This is a genomic window from Microbacterium sp. 10L49, from assembly GCF_056395125.1.
The window spans coordinates 1,113,146-1,137,030 of the sequence record NZ_JBFTIW010000003.1; the positions used below are offsets into that span (position 1 = coordinate 1,113,146).

Annotated in this window: 17 protein-coding genes; 9 read left to right on the top strand and 8 right to left on the bottom strand. The window is 70.1% G+C overall.

Annotation, left to right across the window (positions count from 1 at the left end):
* Positions 1-3: 3 nt before the first annotated feature.
* The 3 genes from AC1DCT_RS12945 to AC1DCT_RS12955 all read right to left on the bottom strand — a co-directional run bounded on the left by AC1DCT_RS12945 (position 4) and on the right by AC1DCT_RS12955 (position 3,725).
* Positions 4-603: a zinc-binding alcohol dehydrogenase gene (locus AC1DCT_RS12945; RefSeq protein WP_440733077.1), complete on the bottom strand. Its 600-nt coding sequence runs from the start codon at positions 601-603 to the stop codon at positions 4-6.
* 144 nt (positions 604-747) lie between these two features.
* Positions 748-1,998 (bottom strand): serine hydrolase domain-containing protein, encoded by a 1,251-nt coding sequence (locus AC1DCT_RS12950; protein ID WP_440733078.1) that lies wholly within the window; start codon positions 1,996-1,998, stop codon positions 748-750.
* Positions 1,995-3,725, bottom strand: coding sequence for a biotin carboxylase (locus AC1DCT_RS12955; protein WP_441977380.1), 1,731 nt, complete (start codon positions 3,723-3,725; stop codon positions 1,995-1,997). The genes AC1DCT_RS12950 and AC1DCT_RS12955 overlap by 4 nt, the downstream gene beginning before the upstream one ends.
* Before the next feature lie 229 nt (positions 3,726-3,954).
* Between AC1DCT_RS12955 and purM the strand changes: the two genes are divergently transcribed.
* Genes purM through AC1DCT_RS12970 form a run of 3 tightly spaced genes read left to right on the top strand, consistent with a single transcriptional unit; the run spans position 3,955 to position 7,923 of the window.
* Positions 3,955-5,070, top strand: a complete 1,116-nt coding sequence (gene purM / locus AC1DCT_RS12960) for a phosphoribosylformylglycinamidine cyclo-ligase (protein ID WP_477429622.1) — start codon at positions 3,955-3,957, stop codon at positions 5,068-5,070.
* A gap of 4 nt (positions 5,071-5,074) precedes the next feature.
* A complete protein-coding gene (purF, locus tag AC1DCT_RS12965; RefSeq protein ID WP_441977378.1) occupies positions 5,075-6,532 on the top strand; it encodes an amidophosphoribosyltransferase in 1,458 nt (485 codons plus the stop codon).
* A complete protein-coding gene (locus AC1DCT_RS12970; protein WP_477429624.1) occupies positions 6,529-7,923 on the top strand; it encodes an MFS transporter in 1,395 nt (464 codons plus the stop codon). Before purF ends, AC1DCT_RS12970 begins: the two co-directional genes overlap by 4 nt.
* 9 nt (positions 7,924-7,932) lie before the next feature.
* Here the strand turns inward: AC1DCT_RS12970 and AC1DCT_RS12975 are convergent, their stop codons facing one another.
* Both AC1DCT_RS12975 and AC1DCT_RS12980 read right to left on the bottom strand, forming a co-directional pair.
* The gene (locus AC1DCT_RS12975; RefSeq protein WP_477429626.1) at positions 7,933-11,229 is read right to left on the bottom strand and encodes a DUF5054 domain-containing protein; all 3,297 of its coding nucleotides are present in this window, start codon (positions 11,227-11,229) and stop codon (positions 7,933-7,935) included.
* Positions 11,230-11,350: 121 nt separating this feature from the next.
* Positions 11,351-13,309 carry a glycoside hydrolase family 5 protein gene (locus AC1DCT_RS12980; protein WP_477429627.1) on the bottom strand — a complete coding sequence of 653 codons (1,959 nt, stop codon included), beginning with the start codon at positions 13,307-13,309 and terminating at the stop codon, positions 11,351-11,353.
* A 192-nt stretch (positions 13,310-13,501) separates the two neighbouring features.
* Between AC1DCT_RS12980 and AC1DCT_RS12985 the strand changes: the two genes are divergently transcribed.
* From AC1DCT_RS12985 to AC1DCT_RS13000, 4 genes are all read left to right on the top strand, one after another.
* Positions 13,502-14,389 (top strand): carbohydrate ABC transporter permease, encoded by an 888-nt coding sequence (locus AC1DCT_RS12985; RefSeq protein ID WP_233312527.1) that lies wholly within the window; start codon positions 13,502-13,504, stop codon positions 14,387-14,389.
* A gap of 8 nt (positions 14,390-14,397) precedes the next feature.
* Positions 14,398-15,363 carry a carbohydrate ABC transporter permease gene (locus AC1DCT_RS12990; protein ID WP_441977538.1) on the top strand — a complete coding sequence of 322 codons (966 nt, stop codon included), beginning with the start codon at positions 14,398-14,400 and terminating at the stop codon, positions 15,361-15,363.
* 81 nt (positions 15,364-15,444) lie between these two features.
* A complete protein-coding gene (locus tag AC1DCT_RS12995; RefSeq protein WP_441977373.1) occupies positions 15,445-16,767 on the top strand; it encodes an ABC transporter substrate-binding protein in 1,323 nt (440 codons plus the stop codon).
* Between the two features lie 101 nt (positions 16,768-16,868).
* Positions 16,869-18,620, top strand: a complete 1,752-nt coding sequence (locus AC1DCT_RS13000) for a glycoside hydrolase family 35 protein (RefSeq protein ID WP_477429629.1) — start codon at positions 16,869-16,871, stop codon at positions 18,618-18,620.
* Positions 18,621-18,627: 7 nt separating this feature from the next.
* Here the strand turns inward: AC1DCT_RS13000 and AC1DCT_RS13005 are convergent, their stop codons facing one another.
* On the bottom strand, positions 18,628-19,671 hold the full coding sequence (locus tag AC1DCT_RS13005) for a LacI family DNA-binding transcriptional regulator (protein WP_477229760.1): 1,044 nt from the start codon (positions 19,669-19,671) through the stop codon (positions 18,628-18,630).
* A gap of 41 nt (positions 19,672-19,712) precedes the next feature.
* Here AC1DCT_RS13005 and AC1DCT_RS13010 point away from each other — a divergent pair, with 41 nt between their 5' ends.
* Complete coding sequence (locus AC1DCT_RS13010) at positions 19,713-21,944, top strand: alpha-galactosidase (protein ID WP_477429631.1); 2,232 nt, start codon at positions 19,713-19,715, stop codon at positions 21,942-21,944.
* 108 nt (positions 21,945-22,052) lie between these two features.
* On the opposite strand, the gene AC1DCT_RS13015 is transcribed toward AC1DCT_RS13010, so the two are convergent.
* Together AC1DCT_RS13015 and AC1DCT_RS13020 are read right to left on the bottom strand one after the other, a co-directional pair.
* Entirely contained in the window at positions 22,053-22,877 is an 825-nt protein-coding gene (locus AC1DCT_RS13015; RefSeq protein ID WP_440733090.1) for an MOSC domain-containing protein, read from the bottom strand.
* A 116-nt stretch (positions 22,878-22,993) separates the two neighbouring features.
* On the bottom strand, positions 22,994-23,179 hold the full coding sequence (locus tag AC1DCT_RS13020; RefSeq protein ID WP_440733091.1) for a DUF3073 domain-containing protein: 186 nt from the start codon (positions 23,177-23,179) through the stop codon (positions 22,994-22,996).
* Between the two features lie 161 nt (positions 23,180-23,340).
* Between AC1DCT_RS13020 and AC1DCT_RS13025 the strand changes: the two genes are divergently transcribed.
* On the top strand, positions 23,341-23,883 hold the full coding sequence (locus AC1DCT_RS13025) for a universal stress protein (protein WP_440733092.1): 543 nt from the start codon (positions 23,341-23,343) through the stop codon (positions 23,881-23,883).
* Positions 23,884-23,885: the final 2 nt, after the last annotated feature.

The following is a 23,885-nucleotide window of genomic DNA, read 5'->3' on the forward strand; positions in this document are numbered from 1 at the left end:
CGGTCAGGCGACCTCGGCGATGACGGGGCGGATGGCGCTGTCGAAGTCGACCGGGTCGTGCCGGAGGCTGTCGGTCACCGCGATGCTGAACGCCCCGATGCGCCAGATTCCGCGCTGCGCGAGCGGCAGCACGTGCACGTTCAGCTCGAAGGAGTGCGCGCGGCGCCCGGTGTCGCGCTCGAACTCCGCGAGCGCCGCGGCGTATGCCCGATACGGATCACCGGTGCCGGAGACGGACCGGGAATAGCGCTGCTGCGCCTCGTTCGCGTAGCGCACCACCTCGGCGGCGAGCGGGGCGATCGCGGTGCGCAGCCGCTCGGCTCCGACGGCGGGGAGCGCGACGATCGTGTCGAAGCCGTCGATGAGCTCGAGCGGAGCGGCGGACGGGTGCGTCTCCGGCTCGACCGTCATGTCCCAGTACGCCCGCCATTGCCGTTCGAGCACGTCGTCCGCCCCGGCGTCGTCGAAGGCGCGCAGCGGATGATCCCTCAGCGTGGGAAGCTCGGCGGGGGTCCGTACGCCGAGCCGCTGGCGCAGCGCGAGTGCGACGAGCACCGGGATCCCGGCCTCCTCGCGCACCAGCCACTGCGGCTTGTCGACCATGGCCCCATCGTACGGATTCCGGGGCCTCGCGGGGCGGCTCGATTCACGATTCAGGGAGCGATGTCCGTCCTGATCCGTGCAGGAACAGGACCGGCATCGCTCCCCGAACCGGAAATGCGGATCCGGTGCCGCGAAACGCGCCGGTCAGCCGATCGTTCGGGCGACGGCGTCGAAGGCTTTGATCGTCCACAGCAGCCGCTCGGCATCCTGCGGCGTCGGCCAGCTGGAGAGCTTGGCGGCGACGACGTTCGCGGCACGGTTGACGTAGATCATCTGTCCGTGGATGCCGAGCGCGAGGAAGACGTCGGACCCCGGGTACGGGAACCAGAACCCGTTGCGGTACATGCCGCCGGGCATGAGCGTGGGCTCCGCCGCGTTCGCGAACGCCGCGCGGGAGTCGGGTGCGCCGGCCATGGTCTCCGCGATCCAGGACGAGGGAAGTACCTGCTTCCCGTCCATCGCTGCGCCGTCGCGGAGGAACAGCGTGCCGAAGCGCAGCAGATCCCGCAGGGACGCCGAGACGCCGCCGTCGAACATGCCCGCACCGACCGCGTCCACGCCGACGTTCGCGCCGAACTCCGCCCCCATCGGACCCCACAGCCGCTCGGACATGAGATCGGCCGCGTGCACGCCGGTCGCGCCCTCGAGCACGAACGCGAGCGCGTCGGTCTCGCACGACTTGTAGTCGAAGCGGCCGCCGTGCGGGCCGTCCGCGCCCAGCGTCGCGAGGAAGTCGCGCAGCGTGCCAGGGGTGTCGGGGTGCCTGCGCGGCGCCCAGCCGATGGCCTCCTCGAGCAGGCGGACCTCGGCGTTCTCGTCCAGATACGCCTCGGAGAACCGCACGCCCGTGCGCATGTCGAGCAGGTCGCGCACGCGTGCGCCCTCGTAGCCGGATCCGGCCAGAGCCGGGACGTAGGCGGTGACCTGCGCTCCCGCATCCAGCGCTCCGGCGCCCATGAGCGTGCCGGCGACGGCCGTCGTGAGCGACTTGCTCACCGACATCAGCAGGTGCAGCACGCTCGCTGACATCGTGCCGGTGTACTGCTCGCCCATGACCGCGCCGTCGCGCGAGACGATCCATCCGTCTGTGAAGGTCGAGGCCATCACGTCCTCGAACGGCGCCGAACGCGGCTCCCACGGGTGCGGGACGTCGATGTGGCTGAGATCGGCCGGCACCGAGGGCAGCGCGAGCGTGCGCCCTCGCGAGGAGATCTCGTGCACCGGCAGGAAGTCCGCCATGTGCTGCATCGACCAGCGCAGGTTGGGCTCCTGCTGCCAGGCCTCGAGCGGGGGGATGAACCCGTCGATCGGTCGCGGGCCGTCCGGTGCACCGCCCGCCGCCGGTATGGTGCCGTTCCAGGTGTCCGTCGACGGGGGTGTCACATCACCGCTCATGGTGTCGGTTCGGTTCCGATCTGCTCGTGCTCGTCGATCTCCGCCGCGGGCGGCAGCGGCGTGGCCGCGTACATCGCCCGGATGGACTCGATGAGATGCTTCGCGCGGATGGACAGGCGCCCTGTGGGCGTCTGCAGCCGGCCTTTGGTGACCAGGATCCCCAGATCCGCGCCCTTCCAACGGTAGTCTCCCGGGCCGTAGATCCGCAGGAAGAACGATTCCGACTCGCTGCCGAGCAGGTGCCAGTCCAGGTCGCCCTGCGAGAATGCGAGGCGACCGTACGCATCCAGCACGTAACGGCCGGTGGGCGGAGCCACATCGATGTGCTCCACGGTCGGATCCGTGTGCTTGATGATCATGTGGCTCCACTGGTCGGCGGCGGCGAGCTCCTCCCAGCGGTCGTTGATCTCGTCGACGTCGAGGTCGAACTCCACCCCGGAGAACTCGAGCAGGTGGAACACGAACAGCGGGATGTCGGCGTACGCGCCCGCGGTCACGTTCGTGATCGCGGAGGCGCCGGAGATGCGCGGGTTCAGCTCGCCCAGGTACACGTCGCCGGTGTCGGTGTCCAGCAGCACGTCGACCTCGAAGAAGCCCCGGTAGCCCTCCGCGCTCAGCGCGTCGCCCAGCTTGCGCACGAGGCTGGTCGCCGCATGCCGGGTGGGCTCGTCGAGCACGCCCGGGAACATCTCGTTGCCGGCCCAGCCACCGCGATACGGGGTGAGCTCCTTGTGCCCGGTGATCTCGGTCATGAACGGGCCGACGATCGTGCCGTGCCGGGTGAGCACCGCCTCGACGGCGATCGGGCGGTTGTTGATCCGCTTCATGACCTTGATCTCATGGCCGATCACGTCGGCCGCGTTCTTGTCGAACGAAGCGCGGTCGGTGACGAAGTACGTGGTCTTGCCCGAATCGCCGTAAGCGGTCTGAACGACGAGGTCGGATCCGAGACCGGCCTTCTCGGCCTGCGCCATCAGGTCCTCGAAGGACTCCGCCTTCGTGATCACGTTCGGCACGCTGGGAACGCCGACGGAGTCCGCGATCCGGGTGGTCACCATCTTCGAGTCGAGGCGCTCCCGCAGTGACGCCTTGGGCAGGATCAGCTCGTAGCCGAGCTCCTCGCAGATCGCCTCGGTCTCCTCGTCGAAGAACACCAGCGCGATGCGCGGCTTCTCTCCCGCCGGAGTGAGTCGGGCGATGTGCGCTCGCACCTCGTGGTGGCGCAGCAGCCAGTTGTTGATCTGCTCGCCGCTCTCCCACTCGATGTACGGCTTGTGGATCGGGCTGAACACGCGCGGATGCGCGCCCTGCCAGCTGTCGTAGTAGGCGATGTACGAGAATCCGCGCACCCAGCGATCCAGGCCCAGCAGGTTGAACGACGACGCGCCCACGAAGAAGATCGGGGTGCGGTTGGTGCGGAAGAAGTGCCGGATCTCCGACATGTTCCGCAGGCCGTGACGACGGACCGGCGGCTCCCCGGGAGCGATCTCGGGATCGAGCGTGGGGGCGGCCACCGGCAGCGGTCCGGTGTTCGCCGACGTGGTGGGCATCGGCACCGGCTTGCGGGCGCGTGATCGCGATGCGCCGGCTGTCTTCGCCACGGGCGTGACCGGAGCCTTCGCGGCCGCAGCACTCGCCGCGCGGCGACGCGGCGCCGATCTCTTCACGGCGGCCGCCTCCTCCGCCGGAGCAGGTGCGGATCCCTTGTCCTTCTGAGTGCGTGCCACGATCGTCCTCTCCACTTGCCACCGCACGGCGTCGTTGCCGTGCGGTCTCACATCCAGCGCGTCACACGCCTTCAGGGGTCTCTCAGGATCGGGGGAGTCAAGTATTACCAGGTCCGCGGACGATGCACCAGGACATTTCGGATCGGTCCGTCCGACCGCCCTGCGGGCGGGCCGGGACGGCGGCGGTCTCCCGGGTCTTCGCACAGTCGCCCGCCGGTAGGATTGACGGGTGTCCTCCCGCACCTATGCTGAGGCCGGCGTCGATACGGCAGCCGGCGATCGCGCCGTCGAACTCATGAAGTCCGCCGTCCGTGCCACGCACGGACCCGAGGTGCTCGGCGGGGTCGGCGGATTCGCCGGTCTCTTCGACGCCTCCGCCCTGCTCGGCTACCGCCGGCCGCTGCTCGCCTCGAGCACCGACGGCGTCGGCACGAAGGTCGCCATCGCGCAGGCGATCGACAAGCACGACACGATCGGGCACGACCTGGTCGGCATGGTCGTGGACGACATCGTCGTGGTCGGCGCGAAGCCGCTGTTCATGACCGACTACATCGCCTGCGGCAAGGTGGTCCCCGAGCGCATCGCCGACATCGTGCGCGGCATCGCCGAGGCCTGCGAGCTCACCGGCACTGCCCTCGTCGGCGGCGAGACGGCCGAGCACCCGGGTCTGCTGGGCGTCGACGACTACGACGTCGCGGGCGCGGCGACCGGCATCGTCGAGGCGGACCGGATCCTCGGATCCGAGCGCGTGCGGGACGGCGACGTCGTGCTCGCCCTCGCGTCCAGCGGCCTGCACTCGAACGGCTACTCGCTCGTGCGGCACATCCTCGCCAAGGCCGGCATCGGCTACGGCGACCGCGCCGACGACCTCGGCGCGACCTGGGGTGAGGCGCTGCTGACCCCCACCCGCCTCTACACGACTCCGCTGCTCGGCCTGACCGATCGCTTCGAGGGCGCCGTGCACTCCCTCAGCCACGTCACCGGCGGCGGCATCGCCGCGAACCTCGCCCGCGTGCTGCCGCAGGGATCCTGGGCCGAGGTCGACCGCTCCACGTGGTCCCCGGCCCCGGTGTTCCGTGTGCTGAGCGATCTGGCGGGCACCTCGCTCGAGTCCAGCGAGGGCACCTGGAACCTCGGCATCGGCTTCCTCGCGGTCGTCGACGCCGCCTCCGCCACCGCGATCGCCGACGCGCTCACGGCCGGGGGCATCGACACCTGGCAGGTCGGGACGGTGCGGCTCGATGCCGTCGCCGCACGCCCGGCCGGCGATTTCGAGCAGGGCGCCAAGGGCGTCGACGGTGGTGCCGTGCGCCTGGTCGGCGCCTACGCGGACGGAGCGAACTGACCTCATGTGCGGCATCGTCGGAATGGTCGGGCACGCCCCGGTCAACCAGGACATCTATGACGCGCTCCTGCTGCTGCAGCACCGCGGCCAGGACGCGACCGGCATCGCCACGGCCGAGCCGAGCGGGGTCATGCACATGGCCAAGGCGGAGGGCATGGTGCGCGAGGCGTTCCGTACCCGCGACATGCGCTCGTTGCTCGGCAACGTCGGCCTCGGCCACGTGCGCTACGCCACCAAGGGCACGGCGTCGAGCGAGGAGGAGGCCCAGCCGTTCTACGTGAATGCGCCGTACGGCATCGTCCTCATCCACAACGGCAACCTCACGAACACGCGCGAGCTCACCGCCGACATGGCGCACCGGGATCGCCGTCATCTGAACTCCTCGAGTGACACCGAGCTGCTGCTGAACGTGCTCGCGCACGAACTGCAGACCTCGACCTCGACCGTCGACCTCGACTCGGAGCGCATCTTCGAGGCGGTCGCGCGCACGCACAAGCGCATCGAGGGCGCGTACGCCGTCATCGCCATCCTCGCCGGATACGGGCTGCTCGCGTTCCGGGACCCGTTCGGGATCCGCCCGCTGATCCTCGGCAAGCGCACCCGCGAGGGGGCCGAGGAGTGGGTCGTCGCGAGCGAGTCCCTCGTGCTCGAGAACGGCGACTACGAGATCGTCCGCGAGGTGGAGCCGGGTGAGGCCGTGTTCATCACCAACGAGGGCGAGCTGTTCACGAAGCAGTGCGCGGCGGATCCGGTCCTCGCGCCCTGCGCGTTCGAGTACGTGTATCTGGCCAGGCCCGACTCGGTCATGAACGGCATCTCCGTGTACGAGTCGCGGCTGCGCATGGGCGACCGCCTCGCCGACACGATCGCGAAGCACGTGCCGTTGGACGAGATCGACGTGGTCATGCCCATCCCCGACTCCTCGCGGCCCGCCGCGATGGAGGTCGCCCGCAAGCTCGGCATCGAGTACCGCGAGGGCTTCTACAAGAACCGCTACGTCGGCCGTACCTTCATCATGCCGGGGCAGGCGGTGCGCAAGAAGAGCGTGCGTCAGAAGCTGAACGCGATGTCGACTGAGTTCAAGGGCAAGAACGTGCTGCTCATCGACGACTCGATCGTGCGCGGCACCACCTCGAAGCAGATCATCCAGATGGCGCGCGACGCCGGCGCGAAGTCGGTCATCTTCGCCTCCGCAGCCCCGCCCATCCGGCACCCGCACGTGTACGGCATCAACATGCCGTCCAAGCACGAGCTCATCGCGCACGGCCGCACGATCCCCGAGATCGCCGAGGTGCTCGGCGCCGACCGGCTCGTGTACCAGGAGGTCGAGGACCTCAAGGCCGCGATCACCGAGGGATCCGAGCTCACCGATCTCGACCTGAGCCCCTTCGACGGCCGGTACGTCACCGGAACCGTCACCGAGGAGTACCTGGGCTGGCTCGAGGGATCGCAGAGCTCGTGACGGCGGGCGGACCCGAGGTCCGACCGCTCTGGCGCGGGCGCGTCCTGGCGGTGCTCGGCATCGTCCTCGTCGCGTTCTCGTTGCGCTCCGCCGTGGCCTCGCTGTCACCGGTCGTCGACCACGTGGCGCGCGACTTCCCCATGCCGGCTGCCGTGGTCGGCCTGATCGGAACCGCGCCGCCGGTGTGCTTCGCGCTGTTCGGGCTGCTCACCCCGCTCATGGAGCGCCGGCTCGGTCTCGAGCGGGTGGCCGTCATCGCCTTGAGCGCCGTGACGGTGGGGCTCGTCGGGCGCGGGTTCGCCGTCGACGCGACCACGCTGCTGATCGCCACGGCGCTCGTGTTCGCCGGCGTCGGCATGGCGAACATCCTGATGCCGCCGCTGGTGAAGAAGTACTTCCCCGACCGGCTCGGCCTGATGATGACGCTGTACACGACGGTGATGGCGTTCTCGACGTTCCTGCCGCCGCTGGTCGCGGTCCCGGCGGCGGACGTCGCCGGCTGGCGGGTGTCCCTCGCGATGTGGGCCGTGTTCGCGCTCGCCGGGACGATCCCCTGGATCGTGATGCTGCTGCGCGCGCGGACCGAGGGCACGGCTGTCGGTGCCACGGCCCCGCCCGCGGAGACCGAGGCAGCGCCCGCGGTCGGCGACCGGGCACAGGATCAGGTCGAGGCCGACGTGACGGATCCGGCCGGGACCGCATCAGCCCGGCCGTCGTTCGAGGACGCCGCGGCGCTTTCCACTGGTCCGATCGTGACGGCGCCGTCCAGCTCGCGCGTCTTCTCCCGGCTGGCCCGCATTCCCCTCGCCTGGACGCTGGCGGTCGTGTTCGGCACGTCTGCGAGCATGGCCTACACGGCGTTCGCCTGGCTGCCCACGATCCTCGTCGAGCACGTCGGCACGACTCCGCAGCAGGCCGGTCTGCTGCTGTCGCTGTTCGCGTTCACGGGCTTCCCCGCGTCCCTGATCGTGCCGGTGCTCATCGTGCGCTTCCACGCGACCACCTGGCTCTATGTGATCGGCGCGCTCGGCGCGGTGCTGGGCCTGCTCGGCCTGCTGCTGTTCCCCGCTCCGTCGATCGTGTGGCTGTGGGTGCTTCTGTACGGGCTCGCCGGGTTGCTCTTCCCGCTCGCGCTGGTGCTGATCAGTATTCGCGCGCGCGAGTCGGAGACCGCGGTCGCGCTGAGCGGGTTCGTGCAGAGCTGCGGCTACGTGCTCGCCGCGATCTTCCCGCTCCTGCTCGGCATCGTGCACACCGCGACCGGCGGCTGGCAGGTGCCGCTGATCGTGCTCACCGCTCTGCTCGTCGCATCCATCCCCGCCGGCGTCTACGCCGGGCGTCCGATCACGGTCGAGGCCGCGTGGGAGCGGCGCCACGGCCGGCGCTGGTAGGCCCGAGGTCTAATCGCCTCCATCGGAGCGTGACCGGTCGGGCGCGTGCGGCGCGAGGACATGCGTGAGGCGTACGGCGCCGTCGAGCGTGCGCATCTCCAGGCGCAGGGCCTCGGGATCCGCCCGGAGGTCGATCCAGGTTGCGGCCTCGAGGGACGCGGCGTCCAGATCCGGGCCGCCGGCGACGACCTGCGCGTACGGGAACGCCGTGTCCGCGGGGATCAGGGCGGGCTCGTGGGTGTGGCCGGAGACGATCAGCTGCGCGCCCCACGCGACCAGAGCATCGTGCCAGGCATCACGGCTCATCCGGCTGAACCAGTCGTACCCGTCGCGGTCGTAGTCGGCCGGGGTCTCGTCGAGCCAGCGCAGCGGGATGTGGCAGAAAACGAGACGGTAGGGCGCGTCGCGGATCTCCGGCCGTGCGATCGCCTCGCGCAGCCACAGCGCCTGCTCGGCACGCAGCGGCTCGAACGCGACGCGACCCTCGAAGGTGGGGTGCGCGTCGGGCTTGTCCTCGCCCGTGTGCAGGAAGAGGCACGCCACAGGCCCGATCCGCGCGGCGGAGAAGGGCCGGCCGTCCCTGGTCGCCACGTAGTCCTGCAGCTGGAACGCCCAGTCCCCGCGGACGTCGTGGTTGCCGATCGTGATCTCGAGCGGCCGGTCGGCGCTGATGTCGCGCTGGGCGGGGGAGAGCACGGTGCTCACGAACTGGCCGGGGGTTTTCCAGTCGTTGCAGAGGTCGCCGTTCCACACCAGCAGGTCGACCGCCGGAGTCTGCTCGTCGAGGGCGCGGATCGTGTCGTCGCGCTGGTGCGTGTCGTTCCACACCGCGATCCGGGCGTGTGCGGCGGACGCATCCAGCAGGCGCACGGTCTTCCATGCGCTCACGTGCTGCGCGCCGGGGTCGCGGACCGCCTCGGTGACCGCGCGCACCTGCACCGTCGTGCCGGGGTGCATCCCCTCGGCGCGCACCCGCAGCACCTGCTCGCCCTGGGGCGTCATGCCGAACGGATCCATCCGCGCTTCACCCTCGGCGCGGTCGGTGCGCCACTCGAGCCGTCCACGGCTGAGCCGGCTCACCGCCCACACCGCCTCGAACCCGTCCGGACGCACGGCCATGATCACCAGCGGGCTCGTCACGAGTGCGTCATCGGCGGCGGACGTGCGGCGGACGTCGGTCATCGGTTCTCCTCTGCGGGGATGGGGGGCGCCGTCGAGATCCAGCTCGAACCGGTAGCGCAGATCGTCATCGAACCACATCCGGAAGTTCGTGCCCCACACGTTGTTGTGCAGGTTCACGGCGAATCCGTCGGCCGGATCCGGGATCTCGTCGTCGAAGCGCAGCAGCGCAGGGGTGCCGACCGCGACGAGCGGGGCGTCGACGGTGCGCAGGCGCAGCGGACGGGATCCGCGGCGCTCCACGGCCGTCACCGCGTGCAGCGTGCGGTTGCCGCGGCTCACCACGCGCCGGGGGTCCACCGGCACGCCGAGCTTGCGCAGCGCCCAGGCGTCGGCGGCGGCCCTCTCGGCCGGCGCCGGACGGAAGCCGAACCAGCTCGCCTCGGGCAGCCGAGACGCCTCCCGCCCGCACACGTCGAGCAGGATCCGGATCGGGCCTTCGCCCTGCGGGAACCGGTACTCGATGCGGACCTGCCGCGGCGCCCCCGTCTCGGCGACGAGCTCTTCCGGGAGGGTCAGCTCGAGAAGCGCCCTGCCGTCGCCCTCCGGCGCAGTGCGGATCGTGAGGCCGCGGAGCTCGGGCGCCGTCACGCGCGCCGGCAGGGTCTCGGCGATCGCGAGCCCGGGGCTCGCCTGGTCGGGGATCGCCCAGACGCCGGTGTGTCCGAGATCGCGGCAGTACTGCTGCAGCCAGCGCTCCTCGTCGCGCTCGTCGAAGGTCTGATGCCGGAAGGCGCCGAGCGTATGCTCCGGATCCGCCCACACGGCCCCGAGCTCGTCGCGCAGCCCGGTGATCGCGCCGTCCGCCCCGAACGTCACCCGGAACCGCCCCAGCGCGACTTCCTCGCCGACGCTCACCTCGGCCTCGGGGGTGGCGGAGCCGGCACCGGTGTCCGCCGACGGACGCAGCTCGGCCAGCGCTGCGCGCGCCTCTGCGGCGCGCTCAGGGGCGAGCGCGGTGAGCGCGGCATCCAGGTGCGCGCGCTGCTCGGCCCACGACGCCTCGAAGCCGGAATAGGTGAGGCCCTGCGGCGACGGATGCTCCGCCCACGCCCAGTCGTAGGCGCGGGTGTCCGCGGGATTCGCGGACGGATCCACGACATCGCGGGCGCGCGCGGCACGGAAGTCGGCCTTGGCGTAGTTCACGTAGTCGGGGAGGTACGTCTTCAGATCCTCGCCCCAGGTGTGCTCGACGATGCGAAGCAGGGCGACGCCGAAGTCGTGGTGCTCCGCGGACGACGGATCCAGCGCGCCGTCGCGCAGCCACGTGGTCCGCAGCCCCTGCAGCACGCCCAGTCCCGCCGTGAGCAGGGGATCGGCGCCCGCGCCGTGGATCCAGGTGTCGCCGATCTCCGCGGTCACGACGGGGAGGGCGTCGCGGTGCGCGAGCACGGCGCGGGCGAAGTCGTCCAGGTTCGATGCGACGATCCGTGCGCCGGGGTGCGCGGCCGTCAGGGCGGCGAACAGCTCCTCGACCTCGGCAGCCGAGGGCGGGCCGTTGTTGTCACCGGTGTGCGCGAGGTGCAGCGCGTCCGTGCCGCCCGGCACCACGGCGAGGTCGAGCCCCTCCGAGCCGTAGGAGCGGGCGTAGTTCACCACGACCTCGGCGCCGTCGGGTGCGCGCCACACGAAGAACTCGGGCACGTCGGGGACCGCGGAGGCGCCGTTCACGCCCAGGTGCAGGTACTCGATCCCCGCCGCGGCGAGCACAGGCACGAGCCCGATGGTGTGCCCCGGCACGTCGGTCATCTTCGCGGCGATGGTGCGCCGACCGTACCGGGCGTCCAGCCCCTGTGCGATCGACGCGGCGAACGCGGCGAGCGACGGATCCATGAGCTCGGTGTGCGTCGTGAGCGGCAGTGCGTGCCAGTGGATCCGTCCCTCTCTCAGGGCGGCGTCCAGCCGGTCCTGCTGGGCGGGCGTGCCGGCCCGCAGCACGTGATCGATCAGCCAGGACCCGGTTGTCCAGACGAACCGGGCGGGCCCGCCGCGGCGCTCCAGTTCCTCGGAGAGCTCGATCGCGCGCGGCAGGTAGCGCTCGGTGTACCCGGCGATCACGTCGCGCGCGAGCGCCGTGAAGCCGATGTCGAGGTGGGTCTTGAAGACGACGTGGATCGTGTCGATCACGGCGGATCCTTCCGGGGTGGGGAATGCGGTGCAGGGGTCGGGTCGAGGGGCGCTGTCGCGTCGCGCAGGGTCGTGCGCCTGTCCCGGAGCGACGGTACGCCGTCCGGGACAGGTGCATGGGTCAGTGCAGCGGCTTGCAGAGCAGAGCGCTGGGCACGCCGCCCTGGACCCGCTGATAGGTGTAGGCGATGCCGGCGACGTACTCGCCGTCCGCGCACTGCCCCTTGAAGCGTCCGGGCGCCCAGTCGCTCGCGGTCGAGCCTCCGCCCGCAGGCCGGTTGTCCGCGCGGTCGAACCAGAGGGTGCGGCCGGCGCTCTGCGGCAGCGCGGTCGTGCTCGGCGCGCAGAGCAGCGTGGACGTGGCCCAGCGGTTGACCGTGCCGATGGTCAGGCTGAGGCCCACGGCGATCTCGCCGTTCGCGCACTGCAGCTTGCTGTAGCCGCCGGCCCAGTCGGACTGCACGTTCGCCTCGTTGCCGACGACGTGGCGCACGGTCGTGAGGGACGGCTGCCCGGCGTCGGTGCACAGGGCGCGGTTGCTGCTGCGCGACACGCCCTGGAGGCGCTCGGTGTCCGGGCAGACGCCCTTCCACTGGCCCGGATCCCAGTCGGGACGGTCCTGCATGAGCACAGAGGCGTTCGTGTCGGGCAGGTAGCTGTCGCTGCCCAGCATGTTCCAGCGCGTCGGGGGGTCGACGTGCCCGGTCTTGCCGACGGAGGTCACGAGCTTCTGCCACCCCGCGTATCGCCAGTCATCGGCGATGCTGATCCTGCTGCCGTCCGGCCGGTATCCGAGCAGAGCGTAGGTGTCGGCGAACGTGCCGGCGGCATCGGCCTGCGTGACCAGCGGCCATGCCGCGAAGTCGGTGTCGTTGGCGGCGAGCAGGTCGGTGAAGTTGTTCCACCAGTCGATGTTCTTCTGATCCGTCTCCCCGGCCCCGCGGATGCCGAACTCGCTCATCCACACCGGCGCCGTGTAGTGCTGCCCGGCGGTGGTGACGAACAGCGCCTCCTGCGTCACGGCATCGGCGAGCTGCGCCGCCGTCATGTCCCGATAGCGCAGGTCGTGCGTCTCGCCGAGGCCCGTGGCACCGGTGTGCTGCGGGCCGGTGTACGCGTACACGTGCGCCGAATAGACGAGCTTGTCGGGGTGCAGGATCGTGTTCGACGTGTTCGCGACCGGCTTCAGCATCGGCCGGTCGTGGAAGAAGCCGTCGATCGGCACCCCCTGCCAGTTGATGCCCTCCATCACGATGAGGACGTCCGGGTTCACCTTCTGGATCGCGATGGCCGCCTGCTGGTACGCCTTGTACAGGTCGTTGCCATCGCCCATGCCCCAGTTCGCGTCGTCGGTCACATCTCGTCGCACCTCATTGCGCAGATCCATGCCCACGACGCGCGGGTTCGTCCGATACCGCTGGGCCAGCATGACCCAGTCCGAGATCCACTTCTCGGTGGTCTGGCTGCTGTACCACTTGGTGTTGGCGTCCACGCCGCAGCACCACAGTGATGTCGTGGTGTGGTTGTTCAGGATCACGGCGAAGCCGTCGGCGGTGAGCGCGTCGATCACGGCGTCGAAGACCTGCAGGGGCGTCTTGCCGCGCAACTGCGGGTTCGCCGCGACCGCTGCGTCCGGCACGGCCGCCGTCATCCCGAGCATTTCGTTCGAGAAGGGGAGGCGGATGCTGTTGATCCCGATCGAGTGGAAGTCACTCATCAGGGTCGGCAGCGCCACCCGGTCCAGACCCATCGGGATGTCGTAACTGTCGCCGCTGTTGTGCGTGGTCGGGTCGGACTTGGATCCGTTCCCGCTCCAATGCCCCTGCGCGCCGTCCCAGTTCGCGGAGATGAGCTTGAACCGGTCGCCGTCCGCGTCCACCACGTAGCGCCCGCGCGTGCTCAGCGGCGCCGTCCAGCTCGCGGAGAGCTCGGCACCGGTGAGCTGCGGGATCTGGGTCGGCGCGGGGCCGGCGGCCGGTCGCGTCGAGGTCGTGGCGGCCTGAGCCGGCACGGCGAGGGCAAGGGCGAGGATCGCGCCGCTCAGCGCGATCGCCCCCTGCGTCCATCGTCGTCGTTGCATGGATCCAACTCCTTCGTCTTCTGTCCATCTGGTCGGCCTCCGTCTGCCTCCGCACATCGTCCATACGGTGGAACTTCGACGGATTGGCAACGTAAACATCACGTTTCCGAACCGTGAGTTGTTTACGTAACCATAGTGTGCCTATAGTGCTCTTGGTAACGCAACCAATCACGAGGAAGTGACTTGATGTCGATGGCGATGACGGGGCTCCGACGCTCCCGGCGGTCCTGGGCCGGCTGGTGGTTCGTCGGTCCTTTCATGCTCGTGTTCACGCTGGTGCTCATCGCGCCGCTGCTGTACGCGATCTATCTCAGCCTGTTCCGCGACTCCCTGATCGGAGGCACGCATTTCGTCGGCTTCGAGAACTACGCACTGGCGATCGTGGATCCGAAGTTCTGGGACGCCACCGGCCGTGTCGTACTGTTCCTCGTGGTACAGGTGCCGATCATGCTGATCCTCGCACTCGTCGCCGCCCTGGCACTGGACAGCGCGCGACTGCGCTTCGTGCCGTTCTACCGGCTCAGCATCTTCCTGCCCTACGCGGTGCCCGGCGTCGTCGCCGTGATGATCTGGGGCTACATGTACGGCGACCAGTTCGGTCTCGTCGCCGATCTGAACCGCTGGCTCGGCGACGTCGTGCCCTCCCCGCTGTCGGCGACGTTCATCCTCCCCGCGATCGGCAACATCGTCACCTGGGAGTTCGTCGGCTACAACATGCTGATCTTCTTCTCCGCGCTGCAGGCGGTGCCGCAGGAGCAGTACGAGGCGGCCGAGATCGACGGCGCCGGTGCGCTGCGCACGGTGTTCAGCATCAAGCTGCCGGCCATCCGGGGCGCGATCGTGGTCGCGACCATCTTCTCCATCATCGGCAGCTTCCAGCTGTTCAACGAGCCCGCCGTGCTGCAGAAGATCGCGCCGAACTCGATCTCCAGCTACTTCACGCCGAACATGTACGCGTTCAACCTGTCGTTCGCCGGATCCCAGTTCAACTACGCCGCCGCGATCGCGATCATCTCCGGCGTGATCACGATGATCATCGCCTTCGTCGCGCAGTCCATGGGCTCGAAGGAGCAGAAGTGATGAGCGTCATGACCTCGAACAGCGCAGAGCCGAGGGACACCGAGGCCATTGTCACCGGACGGCGCCCGAGCCGGCTCGCGAGCGGACGGGTCGCGCAGCGCCCGGTCCGGCGCACGCGGCGCACCTCGCCGCGTCGCACCCGCACCTCGATCACGCTGATGATCGTCATGTCTCTCATGCTGCTGTACAGCCTGGGGCCGCTGTTCTGGCTGGTGGTGAACGCCACCAAGTCGAAGTCCGACCTCTACACGACGCCCGGACTGTGGTTCGGGCCGACCTTCTCGTTGTTCACGAACATCGCGGACACCTTCGCCTACGACGACGGCGTCTTCCTGCGCTGGTTCCTGAACACCGTGCTCTACGTCGTCGTCGGCGCCGGCGGAGCCACCCTGCTGGCCACGCTCGCCGGCTACGGCCTCGCGAAGTACCGCTTCCCCGGGCGCAAGGCCGTGTTCGCGATCATCCTCGGCGCGCTCGCCATCCCCGGATCCGTGCTCGCCGTGCCGCAGTTCCTGCTGTTCAGCAAGCTCGGTCTGACGAACACGCCTGCGGCGGTGATCATCCCGTCGCTGGTGAGCGCGTTCGGTCTGTACCTGGTGTGGGTGTACGCCGCGGAAGCGATCCCCGACGAGCTCATCGAGGCCGCGCGTCTGGACGGCGCGGGGGAGCTGCGGATCTTCTTCTCGATCTCGCTGCGCCAGCTCGCCCCGGCCTTCATCACCGTGCTGATGTTCGCGGTGGTCGCGACGTGGAACAACTACTTCCTCCCGCTGATCATGCTCTCCAGCCCCGAGTGGTATCCGCTCACCGTGGGGCTCAGCCAGTGGGCGTCCGCCTCCGCCTCGATCGGAACGGCGCCGATCCCGCAGCTGGTCATCACCGGCTCGCTGCTCACGGTCCTGCCCATCTCCGCCGCGTTCCTGTACCTGCAGCGGTACTGGCAGTCCGGCCTCGCCGCCGGAAGCGTCAAGTAGCCGCGCATCCATCCACCCTCCCCGCATCACGAATCCCACGCACGAAAGAACTCTGCATCACCTCCCGAAAGGAAACCCGCAGTGAAGAAGAACATCTGGATGCGCGCCGCCGTCGTCGTCGGCGCCGCCTCACTCATGATGGGCGCCCTCGCCGGCTGCCAGGGCGGCAGCGACGCCGCCTCCGGCGGCTCGAAGGCCGACATCGACGCCGCGCTGAAGAAGGGCGGTGAGCTCACCTGGTGGACCTGGGGCGACACGACCCAGGACTGGGCGGACGCTTTCACCAAGGAGCACCCGAACGTCAAGATCAAGGTCGTCAAGCTCGACAACCCCGATGCGACGGTCACCAAGCTGCAGAACGCGGTCAAGGCCGGATCCGGTGCTCCGGACATCGTGCCGGTGGAGTACCAGACGATGCCGCAGCTCACGATGAGTGGTGCGCTCGCGGACATGACCCCCTACGGCCTGGACGGCTACAAGGACAAGTTCACCGCCTCCACCTGGAACGCGGTCAACGTCGGCGGCAAGCTCGTCGGCCTCCCGCTGGACTCCGGTCCCATGGTCATGATCTACAACACCAAGCTCTACGCCGCCGCGGGCATCACCGAGGCGCCGAAGACCTGGGACGAGTTCACCGCGGACAGCGCGAAGCTGCACGCGGCGAACCCGGACGCCTACATCGCCACCGGCGGCGACGCCGGCTTCTTCACCAGCATGATCTGGGCCTCGGGCGGTCACCCGTTCAAGACGGACGGGGAGAAGGTCACGATCGACCTGCAGGACACCGGCAGCAAGAAGTTCGCGGACATGTGGGGCGGGATGCTGCAGAAGGGCGAGCTCTCCCCGCTCGCCACCTGGTCCGACGAGTGGACCAAGGCGCTCGCGCAGGACAAGCTCGCCACGCTGATGATGGGCTCCTGGATGATCGACATGGGCGAGGACTACGGCGTGGACAAGTGGAAGGTCGCGCCCATGCCGACGTGGGACGGCACTCCCGGTTCCGCTGAGAACGGCGGCAGCGGCATCACGGTCACCGAGCAGAGCAAGAACAAGGCCCTCGCCGCGGCGGTGCTGCAGTTCCTCGCCGACGGCAAGGGACGCGACCTCGTCAACAAGGGCGGATTCCCCTCGACCGTCGCCACGTTCGACGACCAGGCGTGGGCGAACCGCACCTTCCCGGCCTTCGTCGACAGCCAGAAGGCGAACCAGGTCGGCGTCGCGGCGTCGAAGTCGGTCATCCCCGGCTGGCAGTACCTGCCCTTCCAGGGCTACGCCAACAACGTCTTCGGCGACTCGGTCGGCAAGGCGATCGGCGCCAAGGGCGATCTGAATGCGGCGCTGAAGGAGTGGCAGAAGACGCTCGTCGACTACGGCAACCAGCAGGGCTTCCAGGTCAACAAGTAACCCGGATCCGCCCTCGGGGGTGCGGGGTCCGCCGATGCGGATCCCGCGCCCCTTCCGTCCGGCGTCCTCCGACGCCGATCCTCACGAACCCCGGAGACCCCATGCCCGCCTTCGCCATCGGCGAGACCGACTTCCTCCTCGACGGAGCACCGTTCCAGGTGATCTCCGGGGCCATGCACTACTTCCGCATCCACCCGGATCAGTGGGAGGACCGGCTGCGCACCGCCCGGCAGATGGGCCTCAACACGATCGAGACCTACGTGCCCTGGAACGCGCACGAACCACGGCGCGGGGCGTTCGCCGCCGAGGACGGCCTCGATCTCGGACGCTTCCTCGACCTGGTCCGGGCCCAGGGCATGTTCGCGATCGTGCGACCCGGCCCCTACATCTGCGCCGAGTGGCACAACGGCGGCCTTCCCGAGTGGCTCATCGAGGACGGCACGATCGCCGTGCGCTCGCGCGATCCGCGCTACCTCGCCGAGGTCGAGCGGTATCTGGGCGCGGTGTACGACATCGTCCGGCCGCGCCAGCTCACGCACGGCGGCGGCGTGATCCTGGTGCAGATCGAGAACGAGTACGGCGCCTACGGATCCGACAAGACCTATCTGCGCGCGCTCACCGACATGACCAGGGCGGCGGGCATCGACGTGCCCCTGACCACGGTCGATCAGCCGACCGATGCGATGCTCGACGACGGCACTCTGCCCGAGCTGCTCAGCACGGCGTCGTTCGGGTCGCGCGCGGTCGAAAGGCTCGCGGCACTGCGGCGGCATCAGCCGAGTGGGCCGCTCATGTGCGCCGAATTCTGGTGCGGCTGGTTCGACAGCTGGGGCGAGCCGCACCACACGACGTCGGCGGCCGACAGCGCTGCCGAGCTCGAGGCGATCCTCGCCGCGGGCGCGAGCGTGAACATCTACATGGTGCACGGCGGCACCAACTTCGGGTACATGGCCGGCGCCAACGACAAGGGCGTCTACCGGCCGATCGCGACCTCGTACGACTACGACGCGCCGATCGCCGAGGACGGGACGCCCACCGAGAAGTACTGGCGGTTCCGCGACGTGATCGCGGCGCATGCGCCGGTGCCGGATGACCGTCCCGCCCCGCGCTCGCCCTCGCGCGTCCTGGAGGCGCCGCTGGAACGCGCCGTCGCGCTCGCGGACGCCGGAGCCGAGCGCTGGAGCGCGCACGACACGGCTCCCGCCGCGACCGCCTTCGGGTCGCCGCGCGGATACTCTCGCTACGCGATCGAGATCCCGCGCGGTGGCGCGCTCACTGTGGCAGAGGTACGCGACCGCGCGCACGTGCTGCTCGACGGCCACGCTGTCGGCATCCTCGATCGTGAGGCGCACGACCGCGTGCTCGCGCTGCCCTCGGGTGGGGAGCTGTCGATCTTGGTCGAGCACCTGGGCGGCGTGAACTACGGACCCAGGATCGGCGAGGCCAAGGGCCTGATCGGCCCGGTGCGCCTGGACGGCGAGGAGCTGCACGGCTGGCTCGTCTCGCCCCTGGAGCTGGAGGCCGACGGAGTCCGCGCCGCGCTCGCGGCGCACGGGACGCCCGTGCTGCGGGGGGTCCCGCTGGGCGGGCTCGTGCTGCTGGCCGGCAGCTTCGATGCGGACGCATCAGGCGATCTTCACCTCGACGTGCGGGGGTGGGGGTCCGGCGCGGTCTGGATCAACGGCTTCGCGCTGGGCCGTTACTCGGCGCGGGGACCGCAGGAGACCCTGTACGTGCCGGCTCCGCTGCTGCGCGGGGAGGGCAACGAGATCCTCGTGCTCGAGCTGCGCGGCCTGGAGCGACCCACGGTCCGGTTCGCTCCGGAGCCGCGGCTCGGCCCGATCGAGTTCTGAGGTGCGGTCAGTCCTGAACCGGCACCGGGCCGGTGCTGTCGCGGACCACGAGCCGGGTCGTGATCAGCGGGTTCTCGGGCAGCGGCTCCCCGTCGATCATCGCGATGAGCAGTTCGGTCGCACGCTGGCCGACGACGTCGAAATGCTGGTGGATGGTGGTCAGCGGCGGCCAGTAGCTGCCGCTGTCGTCGCTGTCGTCGAAGCCGATGACACTGAGGTCCTGCGGAATGCGCAGGCCCGCCTCGTGCGCGGCGCGCATCACGCCCAGCGCCATCTGATCGTTGGCGGCGAAGACGGCCGTGGGACGCGGCTCCTCGGCGAGGATCTCCCGGCCGGCGGCGTAGCCCGACGCCGCGGACCAGTCGCCGCGGTGCCGGGCGGGGGTGGCGAGGGCGTGCTCCTGGCAGACGCGCGCGTAGGCGTCCTCGCGTCGGTGCGCGGAGAACGACTTGAGCGGCCCGGCGACGTGGGCGATGCGTCGATGGCCGAGGTCGAGCAGGTGCCGCATCGCGGTGCGAGCGCCTTGCTCCTGATCGGTGTCGACGAGCGTGTGATCCGCCGTCGCGGTCGAATCGACGATGACCAGCGGGAGCCCTGCCGTGAGGGCGTAGTCGTCCGGCGAGCCGAACTCGGCGGACATGATCAGGATGATGCCGTCGACGGCCTGCTCCTCGAGGCGCCCGAAGGCGCCCGCCACCGAGATGCGGGTGGGATCCGTCACGGGGATCAGGGTCGTCGTGTAGCCCGCGGCCGCGCCCGCCTCCGCGACGGCCTCGAGCGTGCGCTCGTTGCCCAGCGTCGTGATGTTGAAGGTGACGACCCCGAGACTGCGGAACCGGCCCGACTTCAGGTTGCGCGCCGCGCTGTTCGGCCGGTAGCCGAGCTCCTTCATCGCGGCCAGTACCTTCTCGCGCTTCTCGGGTCGCACATGCACGTACCCGTTGGCGACCCGCGACACGGTCTGCGGCGACACGCCTGCGCGCTGGGCGACGTCCTTGATCGAGGCGCGTGGTGCGCCGTCCTTGATCCGTTGCACGTTGGTCCCTTGCATGGCAACGTAAACAATACTCGAACCGCCCAGGAAGGGGAATCATGTCGTCACTGACTCTCGACGGCCATGAGGCGAGCGCCGGAACCGTGGATCTCGGCATCGTGCTGGAGACGGGCGGCGTCGCCCTGGTCCTGGACATCCGGGACGGAGGGCTTCCCGTCGTCGTGCACTGGGGCGCGTCCTGCGGTCCGCTCGACGACGCCGGCTTCGAGGCGCTCGCCCTCTCCGGCGTGTTCCCGGATGCGGGCAGCGAGGTGGACGCGGTCGTGCCGGTGTCGGTGCTTCCCGAGCTCTCCCGGGGCTGGAGCGGAACCCCCGGCATCAGCGGATCCCGGGACGGCGCGCACTGGTCACCGCGCTTCCGGGTGACCGGCGTCGCGATCGACGGTGCTCCCGTCGGAGGTCAGGGTCCTTCGGATCCGTCGTCGGGCGGGCGCCTCATCCTCTCGTCGGGTCCGGCCTCGGTGCGCGTCACCGCCCTGGACGACGAGGCGCGGCTGACTCTCGCACTCGACATCGAGCTCACCGGATCCGGTGCGATCCGCACCCGGGCCGCTGTGCGCAACAGGGGCGACGACGTGTACCGGCTCGAGTCGCTGATGCCGACGCTGCCGGTGCCCCTGGATGCGGACGAGGCGCTGGACTTCGCGGGCCGCTGGGCGGTCGAGCGGGTTCCGCAGCGCCGGCGACTCGGCGTCGGCGCTCACCGCAGGGAGAACCGCCGCGGCCGCACCGGGCTCGGCGCCGCGATGGCGCTGATCGTGGGGCGCCACGGCTTCGACTTCTCCTCGGGGGAGGCCTGGGGGATCCATGTGGGTTGGTCCGGCAACCACGTGCATCAGGTCGAGAGGGTCGCCGAGGGGCGGCAGGTGCTCGCCGGCGGCGAGCTGCTGCTGCCGGGCGAGGGCCGCCTCGCGCCGGGTGAGGAGTACGCGACCCCGTGGCTGTACGGGTTCTACGGATGCGGCCTCGATGCGCTGGCCGTGCAGTCGCACCGGATGCTGCGTGCCCGCCCGCAGCATCCCCGCACCGCCCGCCCGGTCACGCTCAACGTGTGGGAGGCCGTCTACTTCCATCAGAACGAGGAAGACCTCATCGAGCTCGCAGACGCGGCCGCCGCCGTAGGCGTCGAGCGCTTCGTGCTCGACGACGGCTGGTTCGGCGCCCGCCGCAACGACCGTGCGGGGCTCGGCGACTGGACCGTCTCCGCCGAGGTGTGGCCGCTCGGGCTGCACCCGCTCATCGATCACGTGCGCGGTCTCGGCATGCAGTTCGGACTCTGGGTCGAGCCGGAGATGGTGAACCCGGACTCGGATCTCGCTCGCGCGCATCCCGAGTGGATCATGTCGGCCCGCTCGGAGTGGCCTCTCACGGGGCGCCATCAGCAGGTGCTGGACCTCGCGAATCCCGACTGCTACGCCCACATCCGCGATGCGCTGCTGGCCCTCCTCGACGAGTACGACATCGCCTACCTCAAGTGGGACCACAATCGCGATCTCGTCGAGGCGGGTTCGGGGCCGCGCCGCGCTCCCGGCGTGCACGGCCAGACCGCGGCGTTCTACCGTCTTGTCGACGACCTCAAGAGTCGTCACCCCGGGCTAGAGATCGAATCCTGCTCGTCCGGGGGCGGCCGGGTCGATCTGGGTGTGCTGGAGCGCACCGATCGAGTGTGGGGATCCGACGACAACGATCCGCTGGAGCGACTGCGGATCAACGCGTGGACCGCGCAGCTGATCCCGCCCGAGCTGATCGGCGCGCATATCGCCTCGGCGCCGTCGCACGTCACCGGTCGCACGCACACGCTCGCGTTCCGCGCGTCCGTGGCGCTGTTCGGGCACCTGGGCGTGGAGGCCGACATCCGGGGCTGGGACGACGACGAGCGCGCACAGCTGGCGGACTGGATCGCCCTGCACAAGCGGGAGCGCGCGCTGCTGCACAGCGGCCGGATGGTGCGGGCGGAGACGCCCGACCCGGCGTTCGCGCTGCAGGGCGTGATCGCCGAGGACGCCGGCCGCGCCCTCTACCTGTTCACGGCGCTGGCCGTCGGAGCGACCGCCAGCGCCGGGCGCTTCCGGCTGCCAGGGCTCGACGACGACCGGCGCTACCGGGTGGAGATCGAACCGCTCAGCCTGCGCGGGCTGAAGGGCAACCTCGCGGCCTGGCAGCGGGAGGGGGTGGCGCTGACCGGCCGGGTCCTCGGGCGCATCGGCATCGTCATGCCCTCCGTACACCCCGAGACGGCGCTCATCGTACGCGTGACAGCGGTGGGCTGAGCGCCGCGCTCGGCACGTCCGTTCTCAGGACGGATTCGCTGGATCGCGTCGTGTCGACGGGCGCACAGGGGCGATCGGCAGAACCATCCTGAGAGCGGTGCGTCAGCCTCAGCCGAGGCTGACCTCGTCGCCCACCCGGATCGTGCCGCCGACGCCCGCGTCGTCACCCACGGCGCCGCTGACCCCGGGGAGGATCAACAGCCGGCCGAGCGTCGGCTCGTCCTGCCCGAGGGATCCGGTGAGCGTCTTGAGCACGCTCGCGTCGCGCTCGCCGGTGTCGGGGTTCGCGTGCGTCGCGAGGCAGCGCACGATCGGCCCGGCCGTGGCGAGGCGCACGTCGCCGATCGCGACCTCGCCCTGCCAGTCCAGCTCGTCCCACGCGTCGACGCCGCCGATCACGATGTTCGAGCGGAACCGGCGGTCGTCGACGTCCTGCGCGAGCGCGGCGCCGAGTGCGGCGACGCTCGCGTCGCTGTGCACCGAGACGTAGCCGCGCCCACGGTCCTGGAATCGGGAGCTCGCGCCGTCGCCGACGAGCGTCAGGGGCAGCCGTCCCGGGCGCTGCAGGCGCTTGCCGTCGGGGGAGTCGAGCACGAAGGCGGTCACCGCATCGACCAGCTCGGCGCGGCCGTCCTCGTCCAGGCCCGCCTCCACGAGCGTCTCCCCGGCGTGGTCGATCCGCATGCTCTGCGCCGCGTCGTCGTACGCCAGGCGCAGCGCGGCGAGGCCGGGGAAGGTCTCGAGCGCGAGACCCTTGGACTTCGGCCAGTAGTCCAGTCCGTCGCGCTCCTCGGGGGCCGCCGCATCGGCGAAGCGGAACGCGAGCACGCGGTCACCGGCGATCCGCCCGTCCGCCTGCACGGTGAGGGCGGGCAGCTTCTCGGGGGTGAACCCCTTGACGGGATGGCGGTAGAGCGCGACGACGTGAGGCATGGATCCATCCTCGCAGGGGCGCGCGGGCGCTCGGGACCGGTCAGGCGTGAGGCTGTTCCAGAAGACGACGAACCCCGCCGCGAGCGGACTCGGGGCGGGGTTTCGGACGACGAGGCTCAGGCCTTTTCGAGTTCGTCCTCGTCTTCGTCGGTGTACTGATCCGCCCACTTGTCGACGTACTGGTCGTCGGTCTCCGGGTGACCCAGCTCGCGCTCGAGCGCCGAGTAGTTCACCGACGGACTGTACGACTTCAGTTCGCGGGCAATCTTGGTGTGCTTTGCCTTCTGACGGCCACGGCCCATGCGCGAGACCCCCTTACTGTAAGCAGTGGGCGATGCGGGGCCCGCTGTCTATTTCCGGCACCGGCTCGCGGCCGGTAAGAGTAGCATCCAGGATAGCACGCGGGCCACCTCACCTCGCCGTGACGGGTCCCCGGTAGCGCCGCACCGAGAGGAACGACGAGATGAGCGACACAGCCTCCACCCCCGAGGATCAGGAGCTGCAGGATCCGCAGTTGCAGAAGGCCGTGATCGTCGCGCTCCGGCCGGGACAGCCCCCGCGTGTGCTCGCCGAGGCTGTCCGCTACGCCGGCCTGTTGAAGGCCGCGCTGGTCGTCGTGCACGTCGACGTCACCCGGTTCGTGACCTTCGAGGATCCGGACGGGATGGTGCACTCCGCGCCGATCGACCTGAACATCGACACCGGTGCGGAGGAGTTCGCCGAGCTGCGCCGCGAGGTCGAGAAGGCGCTGGCCGGCTCCGGGGTCACCTGGACCGCGCGCCAGCTCGTCGGCGACCCGGCGCTCGCGATCAAGCACCTCGCCGGCGAGCTGGATGCGCAGCTGATCGTGGTCGGCACCCGCAGTCGGGGCCTCGGAGAGTCGATCCGTGAGTTCTTCACCGGATCCGTCGCCGCCCGGCTCTCGCACCGCCAGTCCCGGCCGATCCTCGTCGTGCCGCTCGAGGAGCCGATCGCCGACGACAAGAAGGACCCCTGGGCGGAGTAGCG